This is a genomic window from Streptomyces sp. NPDC030820, from assembly GCF_055572075.1.
Genome location: NZ_JBVIEB010000018.1, coordinates 134,542 through 144,972, shown reverse-complemented (window position 1 = coordinate 144,972; position 10,431 = coordinate 134,542). Strand labels below are relative to the sequence as shown.

8 protein-coding genes and 1 pseudogene are annotated in these 10,431 nt (G+C 71.5%); 6 read left to right on the top strand and 3 right to left on the bottom strand.

Features of this window, described 5'->3' with window-relative positions:
- Positions 1–290: 290 nt before the first annotated feature.
- Entirely contained in the window at positions 291–422 is a 132-nt protein-coding gene (locus ACZ418_RS37070) for a hypothetical protein (RefSeq protein ID WP_468371706.1), read from the top strand.
- A gap of 106 nt (positions 423–528) precedes the next feature.
- Here ACZ418_RS37070 and ACZ418_RS37065 read toward each other — a convergent pair whose 3' ends face one another.
- The 3 genes from ACZ418_RS37065 to ACZ418_RS37055 all read right to left on the bottom strand — a co-directional run bounded on the left by ACZ418_RS37065 (position 529) and on the right by ACZ418_RS37055 (position 4,158).
- Positions 529–1,242, bottom strand: coding sequence for a DUF4232 domain-containing protein (locus ACZ418_RS37065; RefSeq protein WP_468371703.1), 714 nt, complete (start codon positions 1,240–1,242; stop codon positions 529–531).
- Positions 1,243–1,461: 219 nt separating this feature from the next.
- Positions 1,462–3,687: a catalase/peroxidase HPI gene (gene katG, locus ACZ418_RS37060; protein WP_468371700.1), complete on the bottom strand. Its 2,226-nt coding sequence runs from the start codon at positions 3,685–3,687 to the stop codon at positions 1,462–1,464.
- Positions 3,688–3,720: 33 nt separating this feature from the next.
- Positions 3,721–4,158, bottom strand: a complete 438-nt coding sequence (locus ACZ418_RS37055; protein WP_451003155.1) for a Fur family transcriptional regulator — start codon at positions 4,156–4,158, stop codon at positions 3,721–3,723.
- A 724-nt stretch (positions 4,159–4,882) separates the two neighbouring features.
- Between ACZ418_RS37055 and ACZ418_RS37050 the strand changes: the two genes are divergently transcribed.
- The 5 genes and pseudogenes from ACZ418_RS37050 (at position 4,883) to ACZ418_RS37030 (ending at position 10,228) form a co-directional block, all read left to right on the top strand.
- Complete coding sequence (locus ACZ418_RS37050; RefSeq protein ID WP_468371697.1) at positions 4,883–5,845, top strand: hypothetical protein; 963 nt, start codon at positions 4,883–4,885, stop codon at positions 5,843–5,845.
- Positions 5,846–6,214: 369 nt separating this feature from the next.
- A complete protein-coding gene (gene ku / locus ACZ418_RS37045) occupies positions 6,215–7,207 on the top strand; it encodes a non-homologous end joining protein Ku (protein WP_468371695.1) in 993 nt (330 codons plus the stop codon).
- Positions 7,208–7,241: 34 nt separating this feature from the next.
- Positions 7,242–7,838: pseudogene (locus ACZ418_RS37040) on the top strand (sugar phosphate isomerase/epimerase family protein); the annotation flags it as partial.
- 180 nt (positions 7,839–8,018) lie between these two features.
- The gene (locus ACZ418_RS37035; RefSeq protein WP_468371693.1) at positions 8,019–9,197 is read left to right on the top strand and encodes an acyltransferase family protein; all 1,179 of its coding nucleotides are present in this window, start codon (positions 8,019–8,021) and stop codon (positions 9,195–9,197) included.
- 260 nt (positions 9,198–9,457) lie between these two features.
- Entirely contained in the window at positions 9,458–10,228 is a 771-nt protein-coding gene (locus ACZ418_RS37030) for a class I SAM-dependent methyltransferase (RefSeq protein WP_468371691.1), read from the top strand.
- Positions 10,229–10,431: the final 203 nt, after the last annotated feature.

The following is a 10,431-nucleotide window of genomic DNA, read 5'->3' as shown; positions in this document are numbered from 1 at the left end:
CCACCTGGCCGATCTGCTGCTGCGGGCCGCCCATCTGCTGGCCGAACTGCTGCAGAGGCGGGGTACCGGTCATCACCGACATGAATGCTCCGTTCGATGCACCATGGGGAAGCCGACATAGATGTATATCGGCATTATCGGACGATTCCGACGCCCTGACGCTAAGCGGGCATCGCCTCGATCGCAATCGCATACGGATTGGCGGGAGTTCGGTTGCTGATAACAGCACCCGGTCAGCCCAGTAGCCCAGGGAAAGCGGCACCGCAGCGGGGCGTCGGGCAGGTCGGCGGATGCGGCACAGGAAGGTGCCTCGTCGTGCCCGCGCCGGCCGTCATCTCGCGGACGTCGGCGGCGCGGGCGCCCGGTCCGGTGACCTGGACGAGAAGTACGCCCAGGCGGGTGCGGCGGCGCTCGGCCGCTGAGTCACCGGGGCCTGTCGTCCTTCCTGGGACGGGGCGGCGCGGCCCGCGTGGCGAGCGGGCGGCCCCGGCCGTCGTCCCTGCCGGGGCCGCCCGCTGATCGAACCGGTCAGGACGGCTGCGTCGCCGAGACCGCGGTCGCGGTCACGATGTTGTCGCACTCGGCGAACTCACCGTCCGACAGCGCGACCTGGTGCGCGCCCGCGCCGGGCAGCCCCACCACGAGCGTCGGGTAGACGGCGGGCTTCGCGCCGGACGCGCAGTAGCCGTCGCCCTCGCCCTGGACCTGGTGGAAGGTCAGCTTCACCCATGCCTTGCCGCCCGGCGCGAGGCGCACGGGCGATGCGGTGCCCGTGGGGGTCACCTTCAGGGGGACGTTGTGCTCGGGGGAACCGTTGCCCGCTCCGCCCACCGACGGGTGTCCACGCAGGACGCACGCGTGCCCGGAGACATTGGTGAACTCGACGATCGCCGCGCCGGTGCCCGTGCCGTCCGGGCGGTCGGCCGCCTGGTGGGCCGTCGCCTCCACGGCCGCCAGCGAGCACGCCGGCGCCGTGCCGGCCGAGGTGTCGGACGCCGGAGAGACCGGGGCGCCCGAGGCGGTCGACGTGCCGCCGCCGGAGGATCCCGAGGTCGACGGGGCCGTGGTGGTGGGGCTCACGGTGGCGGGGGTGCTGCGGGAGGGGCTGGCGGAGGCCGGGGTCGGGGAGGAGGCCTTCGCCGACCCGTCGCCGTCGCCCGGCCCGCAGGCCGTCAGCGACAGTGCGGCGGCGATCACGGCTGTCGCCGACGCGGCGAGGCGGATGGTGTTGCGGTGGTGCATGAGGTCCCCCGATTCCGGTGTACGTGGTCCGACCGGCTCCGTGCCGGTGCTCGCCGAGGGAGACAGAGCCGGGAGGCTCCGGGTTTCCGCTGTGGACCGTCTGTGACGGTTGTGGATCTCCTGTGACCTTCCGGTGACAGTGGGACCGACCTCTGCTCGCATGACGAGGGCGTCCGGCCCGACCCCCGCGGGTCGGGCCGGACGCCCTCACAGCCGTGCTCAGACCAGGTCGAACCGGTCCAGGTTCATGACCTTGTCCCACGCGGCGACGAAGTCCTTGACGAACTTCTCCTTCGCGTCGTCGCTGGCGTAGACCTCCGAGAGGGCGCGCAGCTCGGAGTTGGAGCCGAAGACCAGGTCGGCACGGCTGCCGGCCCACTTCAGCTCGCCCGTGACGGCGTCACGGCCCTCGAACGTGGTCTGGTCCTCGGAGGTCGACTTCCACGCCGTGCCCATGTCGAGCAGGTTGACGAAGAAGTCGTTGGTGAGGATGCCGGGCGTCTTGGTGAGGACGCCGAGCTGGGACTGCTGGTAGTTGGCGCCGAGGACGCGCAGACCACCGACGAGCACCGTCATCTCGGGGGCGCTCAGGTTGAGCAGGTTGGCCTTGTCGACCAGCAGGTACTCGGCCGGCAGGCGGTTGCCCTTGCCGAGGTAGTTGCGGAAGCCGTCCGCGGTCGGCTCCAGCGCCTCGAAGGACTCGGCGTCGGTGTGCTCCTCGGTCGCGTCCACGCGGCCCGGGGTGAAGGGCACCTCGACCTCGTAACCGCCCTCCTTGGCGGCCTTCTCGACCGCGGCGACACCGCCGAGGACGATGAGGTCGGCCAGGGAGACCTTCTTGGCACCGGAGGAGGCGTTGAACTCCTGCTGGATGCCCTCGAGGGCGCGCAGCACCTGGGCCAGCTCGTCGGGCTCGTTGACCTCCCAGCCGCGCTGCGGCTGCAGGCGGATGCGGGCGCCGTTGGCACCGCCGCGCTTGTCGCTGCCGCGGAAGGTGGAGGCGGCCGCCCAGGCGGTGCTGACCAGCTGGGACACCGACAGCCCGGAGTCGAGCAGCTTGGTCTTCAGGGTCGCGATGTCGGCGTCGTCGATCAGCTCGCCCTCGCGCTCCGGCAGCGGGTCCTGCCAGATCAGGGTCTCCTCCGGGACCTCCGGGCCGAGGTACAGCGACTTCGGGCCCATGTCGCGGTGGGTCAGCTTGTACCAGGCGCGGGCGAAGGCGTCCGCGAACTCCTCCGGGTTCTCGTGGAACCGCCGGGAGATCGGCCCGTAGATCGGGTCGAAGCGCAGCGACAGGTCGGTGGTGAGCATGGTGGGCAGGCGCTTCTTCGACGGGTCCTGCGGGTCGGGGACGATCGCCTCGGCGTCCTTGGCCACCCACTGCTTGGCGCCGGCCGGGGACTCGGTCAGCTCCCACTCGTAGCCGAAGAGGATGTCGAAGAAGCCGTTGTCCCACTGGGTCGGCGTGGCGGTCCAGGTCACCTCGAGGCCGGAGGTGATGGCGTCCGCGCCCTTGCCGGTGCCGTAGGTGCTCTTCCAGCCGAGTCCCTGCTCCTCGAGGCCGGCCGCCTCGGGGTCGGCACCGACCGCGTCGGCGGGGCCGGCGCCGTGGGTCTTGCCGAAGGTGTGGCCACCCGCGATGAGGGCGACGGTCTCCTCGTCGTTCATGGCCATGCGGCGGAAGGTCTCACGGATGTCGCGGGCCGCGGCCAGCGGGTCCGGGTTGCCGTTCGGGCCCTCGGGGTTGACGTAGATGAGGCCCATCTGGACGGCGCCGAGCGGGTTCTCCAGCTCGCGGTCGCCGGTGTAGCGCTTGTCGTCCAGCCAGGTGGTCTCGGGACCCCAGTAGACGTCCTCCTCCGCCTCCCAGACATCCTCGCGGCCACCGCCGAAGCCGAAGGTCGTGAAGCCCATGGACTCCAGCGCCACGTTGCCGGCGAGGATCATCAGGTCGGCCCAGGAGATCTTCTGGCCGTACTTCTTCTTCACCGGCCACAGCAGCCGGCGGGCCTTGTCCAGGTTGGCGTTGTCGGGCCAGCTGTTCAGCGGGGCGAAGCGCTGCTGGCCGGCGCCGGCGCCGCCGCGGCCGTCGCTGATGCGGTAGGTGCCCGCGCTGTGCCAGGCCATGCGGATGATCAGCGGGCCGTAGTGGCCGAAGTCGGCGGGCCACCAGTCCTGCGAGGTGGTGAGAACCTCGGCGATGTCGCGCTTCAGGGCCGGAAGGTCGACGCTCTTGAACGCCTCGGCGTAGTCGAACTCCTCGCCGAGCGGGTTCGTCACGGGCGGGTTCTTGGAAAGGATCTTCAGGTTGAGCCGCTCCGGCCACCACTGGCGGTTACCGCCGCCCTGGGTCGGGTGCAGGGCCCGGTCATGGGCGACGGGGCAGCCGCCGCTCGCCCCCTCCGCCTTCGCGTCTGTGACGATCGCGTCGTGGTTCTCAGTCATGGCAATCCTTCCGAACTGTGCGGAACTCGGTGCTCAGGAACTGCGGCCGGTGGAACAGTCGGGGCACATGCCCCAATAGACGACCTCGGCCTCGTCGATGGCGAAGCCGCGGTCGTCGGAAGCGGTCAGACAGGGCGCGTCGCCGACCGCGCAGTCGACGTCGACGACGGCACCGCACGACCGGCACACGATGTGGTGGTGGTTGTCCCCCACGCGTCCCTCGTACCGGGCCGGGTGGCCGGCCGGCTCGATACGGCGGACGAGACCCGCCGCGGTGAGGGCGTGCAGGGCCTCGTAGACGGCTTGCAGGGAGATGTGGCCCACGCGGGTGCGTACCCCGGAGGCGATCGCCTCGACGCCGAGGTGGTCGCCCGCCCGGACGGTCTCCAGCAGCGCGACGCGGGCTGCCGTCACGCGCAGGCCGGCACCGCGGAGTTCCTCGGCGGTGGTCGGGGTCGGGGAGGCGGTCATGCGGCCGAACCTACCCTCATAAACACGAGTGATTCAAGAAAACGAGCGATGCAATTTTGGTCGCGTCCCGTCGGCCGCCGTCCACCTGCGCGTCCGCCTCGCATCCGCCCGGGGGTTTGCGTTCACGTTTGCCTTCGCACGATTCCGCCCGAAGCGCCCTGGCGCACGGGCCGTCGGGGCGCGAGAGGCTCGTGCGGTACGGCGATCGGTCCGGTGATCGGTCCGGCGACCCCTCGCGGGGTGGGGCGGCGGGCGCGGGTCGGGCATGGGACCGGCGGGCGGGTCGGGGGCATGCCCGCATCATGTGGCCCCGGATCGGCGACGGCGGCGCGGCAAGCCGGGCAGTCCTCCGAACGGGTGAACCGGGGGTGCGGTGTCCTGGTGATGGCATAGCTCGCCACGTCGAGGTCGTGGCGCGGGTCGCCCACGCGGTGCAGGAGAAGACGTCGAGGAGTTGCACGTCGCCTGGGTGCGCTCGCTGCGGGCTTCCTCCAGCACAGATACTGGCTCAACGCCCTTGTGTAGTCGGCCTTGTGGGGGAAGTACGAGCAGTAGTCGGGCCTCCGGCGCCGAAAGTCGCGCCTGCCGCCCCGGGTCCCGCCCCAGTCGACCCGCCGTAATCCGCACCGCCTCACCCGGACTGATTCGCCTCATCGCGCACATAATCGCCACAGACCGAGAAACTCGGTCCCTGTCACCGAGGTGGCTGTCGAGAGGGACGCTGGTGGACCTGGACGCCGTCGCCGACGAGCTGTACGGGCTGCGGCCGGAGGAGTTCGTCGCCGCCCGTGACCGCCGCGCCCTGGAAGCCCGCAAGGCCGGTGATCCGGAACTCGCCAAGGAGATCGGCGCGTTGCGGCGACCGAGCCTGGCCGCATGGGCCGGCAATCTGCTCGTACGCCGACAACCGGAGGAAGTCCAGCCGCTGCTGGAGCTCGGCGAGGAGCTGCGCCGGGCACATCGCGAACTGGACGGTCCACGGCTGCGCAGGCTCGTCCGCCGGCAGGGCGAGGTGATCGGCGCGCTGGGTCGGCAGGCGCGGCGGCTGGCGGCGGAGGCCGGACGTCCGGTGGGTGAGGGGGTCCAACGAGAGGTCGAGGAAACCCTGCACGCCGTGCTCGCCGATCCGGAGGCCGCCCAGGAGTGGGCGGTGGGGCGGCTCGTGAAGCCGCTCAGCGCCACGTTCGGGTTTCCCGAGGCGGACGAGGGCGTCCTCGACCGCCGTCCTGCCGCCCCTGCGGCGACCGGGGCGAAGAAGCGCGCCGAGGGCGGGGAGCCCGGCGGACGCGGAGCGGAGAGCAAGCGGGGCAAGGCGAAGGAGCCCGTGGACGAGCTGGCACACCGACGCCGTCTCAACGAGGCCCGTAGAGCCGCCCGGGACGCGGAGCGGGAGCTGCAAGCCCGCGAGGCGGAGGCCGAGGCCGCCGGACGGGAGGCGGAGGAGGCCCGCGACCGGGTGGCCGAGGCGGGGGAGCACGTACGCGAGCTGCACGCGCGGCTGCGCGAGGCCGAGGAGGAGCAGCGGCGGTCCCGTACCGACGAACAGGAGGCACGGGGCCGGGTCCGGCAGGCCGACCGCGCCGTACGGGAGGCCCGGCGCCACGCCGAGGCGACCGCGGCCGAGGCCGAGCGACTGGCCGGCGCCCGGGCCGGACGCGCGTCCCCGGGCCGGGCACGCCGGAGGTGACCGGACAGCACCACGACGGGACGGCCGACCCACGACGGACTCGTAGGTTTTGCGACCCTCGTCCTCTCACGGCGTCTTGGTGTCTCCGTTACGGGGTAGGGGCACCCCGGATCCCAGGCGGCACACACTTGACCAAGACCCAAAGCTGAGACGCTCCCTCGGCGAGCGGCCCGGGAACCGGCCACCCTCGTGAGACCGGACGGCTGGTCGCGGTGTCATACACCGCGAGAAGCTGCTGGTCATCGCGTACCGCCGGCGCGGACAAGTGGCCGAAGGACCATGCCGCCGGGAGACTGTCCATGGAGGGTCCGCCTGACGTCCGGCTCACTTCTATGAGTTCGGCCGGCCCCACGACGGAGGCGAGGAGCCATGGCGAGACCGATCTGGACCGGTGTCCTGACCTTCGGGCTGGTCACCCTGCCCGTGGGGCTGTACACCGCGACCGAGGACCACACCGTGCACTTCCACCAGCTTCAGCGCGGCACCGCGGACCGGATCCGCAACAAGCGGGTCAACGAACGCACCGGCAAGGAAGTCGACACCGACAAGATCGTCAAGGGCTACGAGATCGACGAGGGCGAGTACGTCGTCGTGGAGCCGGAGGAGCTGGAGGAGATCGCGCCCGGGCGGTCGAAGGTGATCGACCTGGCCGGGTTCGTCGACCTGCACCAGGTCGAGCCCGTGTACTTCGCCCGCACGTACTACGTCGGCCCGCGCGGCAAGGAGTACGTGAAGGTGTACGAGCTGATGCGGTCGGCGCTGGAGCGCTCGGACAAGGCCGGGATCGCCACGCTCACCATGCGTGGCAAGGAGTACCTGACCGCGTTGCGCGCGCAGCCGGGCGTTCTCGTGCTGCACACCCTGCACTGGGCCGACGAGGTGCGCGACCCCGCCGACGTGGTGCCCGAGCTGCCGGAGCGGCGCACCAAGAGCGGGAGCAAGGAGCTGCGGACGGCCGAGCAGCTGATCGACGCCCTCACCATCGACTGGGACCCCGCCGACTATCACGACACCTACGAGGAACGCGTCAGGAAGCTCGTCGCCGCGAAGCGGAAGGGCGAGGAGGTCGTCGGCGAACCGGAGCCGCCGGAGGCGACCAATGTCATCGACCTCATGGACGTGCTCAGCCGGAGCGTCGAGCAAGGCCGGTCCCGGGGCCGCAAGGGCGGCGGCGGGAAACCGGCGACCGGCAAGAAGCAGGCCGCCGGAAAGAAGCAGGCCGCCGGCCGGAAGGAGTCCGAGGACCTGGGGTCCCTGTCCAAGGCGGAGTTGTACGAGCGGGCGAGCGCCGCGGGCGTCCCGGGCCGGTCGAAGATGACGCGGGATCAGCTCGTCAAGGCCCTTGCCGCGCAAGCGGCTTGACCGCCGCAGGTACCGGATTCAGGCCGGTGGCGGTCGGATGATCGTGATCACCGCGCGCCTCGAATGCCCGCTGATGAACTCGGAGTTCAACGGCCGTCCCGAGCGGGCCGCGGAGAGCGAGGCCGCGTTCTGGCGCTCGCTGGAGGAGCTGCTGCCCCTGTTCGAGCGGGAGGGCATCGCACTGAACCTGGAGGCGCACCCGGACGACTTCTGCGAGGAGAACACACCTGCGGTCGACCTGGTCCGCGCGATCGACAAGCCGTGGGTGAACTACCTGTACTGCGCCCCGCACTCCTTCCACCTGTCCGGGGCGGATCCGACGGCGGACATCGCGGCGATGATGCGCTACGCGGGCGACAAGCTGCAGCACGTGCACATCGCGGACTCCTTCAACCACAAGGGGTCCTCCGGCCTGCGGTACATCCTCAACCCGCCCGGCACCCCGGCCCGGATCCACCAGCACCTGGACATCGGCCAGGGCGAGGTCGACTGGGAGGCGTTCTTCGGCACCCTGCGGGAGCTGAAGTTCGACGGCGTGGCCACGGCCTGTGTGTTCGCCTGGGAGGAGCGGGCCCGGGAGTCCTCGGCGTTCATGCTGGAGCGGATCACGAAGGAACTGACCGCGGGCTGATCAAGGTGGTGCGTGGGGCGTCCCTCGTACGGGTGCACCCGGTCCGGCCGTCCGTGGCATACGGAGAGGTCTGTCGTTCGGCAGCGAGTGTGATGTTTGCCATGTGACGTGATGGACCAGGGGTGAACGGGCAAGGTACCCCTTCATGCCCCACGCCAACCCTCTGCGGCAGGTGATTCGATGACAACGGCGACGACCCGGACGTTCCGGACGACGCCGACCCGTCCCGGCGACACGACCGCCAGGGATTCCCCAGCCGCCGCCATGCCCTCGCTCCCGTCCCTCACGGGACTGCGGTGGATGGCGGCACTGCTGGTGTTCGGACTCCATGTGAACAACTTCGGCTACTTCGGAGGCACCGGCGGCCGCCTCATGTCCTGGGGATTCGCTTCCGGCGCCACCGGTGTGTCGTTCTTCTTCGTGCTGTCCGGCTTCGTACTGACCTGGTCGGCCCGGCCCGGCGACCGCGCGCTCGCCTTCTGGAGACGGCGCATCGCGCGCGTCTACCCGGTGCACCTGGTCACCGCGGTCCTCGCCCTGGTCATGGCGTACACGCTGGCGGACCAGACGCGGCCGACGCCGAAACAGACGCTGTCCAATGTGCTGCTGCTCCACTCCTGGTGGCGCCCCTGGTGGCAGACGCTGAACCCGGTCAGCTGGTCCCTCGCCTGCGAGGCCTTCTTCTACGCCTCCTTCCCGCTGCTGATCCTGCTGCTGCGCCGGCTCGGCGCGCGCGGTTCGACCGTGCTGGGCGGTCTGTCGGTCGTGGCGGTCCTGGTGCTGGCCCGGGCGGACGCCCACCACTGGTGGACGTACGCGCTGTACTCGTTCCCCGCGGCCCGGCTGCCCGAGTTCATCCTCGGCGCGGTCACCGCGCGGCTGGTGCTGCTCGGCCGGTGGCGCGGGCCCGGTCTGGAGGCCTCACTGGCCCTGGCGATCATCGGCTACTTCCTCGTCCCGCAGGTCCCACTCGGTTACTCCGCCAACGTGTGCACCATCACCGGGTTCACCCTGCTGATCCCGGCCGCGGCCGTCGCGGACGTGCAGGGGTTTCCCTCGCTGTGGCGGCGCCGGCGGCTGGTGCGGCTCGGCGAGCTGTCGTTCGCCTTCTACATGATCCATCTGCTGGTGCTGCGGTCCGCCACACAGGTGCTCGGGACCAAGCCGCACTTCGGTCTGCTGGCCGGGATCGCCGTCACCACGACCGCGTTCGCGGTGTCGCTCGGGCTGTCCTGGCTCCTGTACGAGACGGTGGAGCGCCCGGCGAGACGCCTGCTGCTGCGCCAGCGCCGCCGCCCGGCCGCACAGCCGGACGCGGACCAGACCGGTCACGAGGCACCGGCCGCGACACGGGAGTGAGCCGGTCCCTCGGCCGCTCGGCGGCGGTCCGGGCGAGTGGGCGAAAAAGTCGAAAAAGTGCCGTCGGCCCGATCGCGGAAGGCTGCCTGCCGGTGCGCCGTGGGGCTTGGAAGGGCTGCCGGCCGGCCTTCGGGGCAGGTGCCCCCGCCTCCCCTCCGGCGCCCGCTCAGCGCCCGCCGGTGCCCACGCGGCGCCCCCCCTGCGACCTGGTGTTCCACGGTCCTCGCCCCTAGGTTCTGGGCATCGGGAAAGGGGGCCGGATGGACCGGGGCATCCGCACGGTGGAAGACGTGCTACGACTCCTGGACGGGCTGTTCGCGCCGGGTGGCGATCGGTGGACGGACGGCGCGGCCGCCTGGTGGGACGGCTTCTATGCCGAACGGGACAGACCGGTGCCGTTCTTCGCGGCGAAGCCCGACGAGAACCTGGTGTCGTACCTGGAGCGCGGTCTGATCGCGCCGGGACGGGCCCTCGACCTGGGCTGCGGCCCCGGCCGTAACGCGTTGTACCTCGCCGCGCACGGGTTCGACGTGGACGCCGTCGATCTCTCGCCCACCGCGATCGCCTGGGCCGAGGAGCGCGCGCGGGACACGGGACCGGGTGCCGGGGGAGCCGGCACCCGGGTGGGAGGCGTCCGGTTCCACTGCGGGGACGCCTTCACCCTGACGGCGGACAGCACGAGCGGGCTGGGCGGCCCGTACGACCTGGTCCACGACTCCGGCTGCTTCCACCATCTGCCACCGCACCGCCGCGTCAGCCACCTCGCGCTGCTGGAGCGCGTGCTGGCGCCCGGCGGGCACTTCGCGCTCACCTGCTTCGCCGCGGGACGCATGGGATCCGAGCTCCCCGACGCGGCCTTCTACCGCGAGCCCGGGCCGCACGGCGGCCTTGCCTACACCCCCGAGTCACTGCGCCGGATCTTCTCCGATCTGGAGGAGATCGAGCTGCGCGCCATGCGGCAGGAGCCGGCCGACTCCGCGCTGTTCGGCCAGGAGTTCCTCTGGACCGTCCTGTTCCGCCGCCCTCGCTAGCCGCACCGCCCGAGAAGAGCACCGGTCCGTTGCTCCGCCGCCCCGGCCTCGGACAGCCGTGGGGGGGGGGCTGTGTCCAGGGGGGGGCGGGAAGGGGGGGGGGGGGGGGGGGGGGGGGGGTGGGGGGGGTGGGGGGGGGGGGGAGGGGGGGGGGGGGGGGGGGGGTGGTGGGGATTGTGTATCCCTGTTTGACGTTGCCGACC

Bases quoted from the DNA above. Each gene is read 5' to 3' on its own strand.
- ACZ418_RS37070 (WP_468371706.1), top strand. From the start codon at position 291: ATGCGGCACAGGAAGGTGCCTCGTCGTGCCCGCGCCGGCCGTCATCTC.
- ACZ418_RS37065 (WP_468371703.1), bottom strand. From the start codon at position 1,242: ATGCACCACCGCAACACCATCCGCCTCGCCGCGTCGGCGACAGCCGTG.
- katG (WP_468371700.1), bottom strand. From the start codon at position 3,687: ATGACTGAGAACCACGACGCGATCGTCACAGACGCGAAGGCGGAGGGG.
- ACZ418_RS37055 (WP_451003155.1), bottom strand. From the start codon at position 4,158: ATGACCGCCTCCCCGACCCCGACCACCGCCGAGGAACTCCGCGGTGCC.
- ku (WP_468371695.1), top strand. From the start codon at position 6,215: ATGGCGAGACCGATCTGGACCGGTGTCCTGACCTTCGGGCTGGTCACC.
- ACZ418_RS37035 (WP_468371693.1), top strand. From the start codon at position 8,019: ATGACAACGGCGACGACCCGGACGTTCCGGACGACGCCGACCCGTCCC.
- ACZ418_RS37030 (WP_468371691.1), top strand. From the start codon at position 9,458: ATGGACCGGGGCATCCGCACGGTGGAAGACGTGCTACGACTCCTGGAC.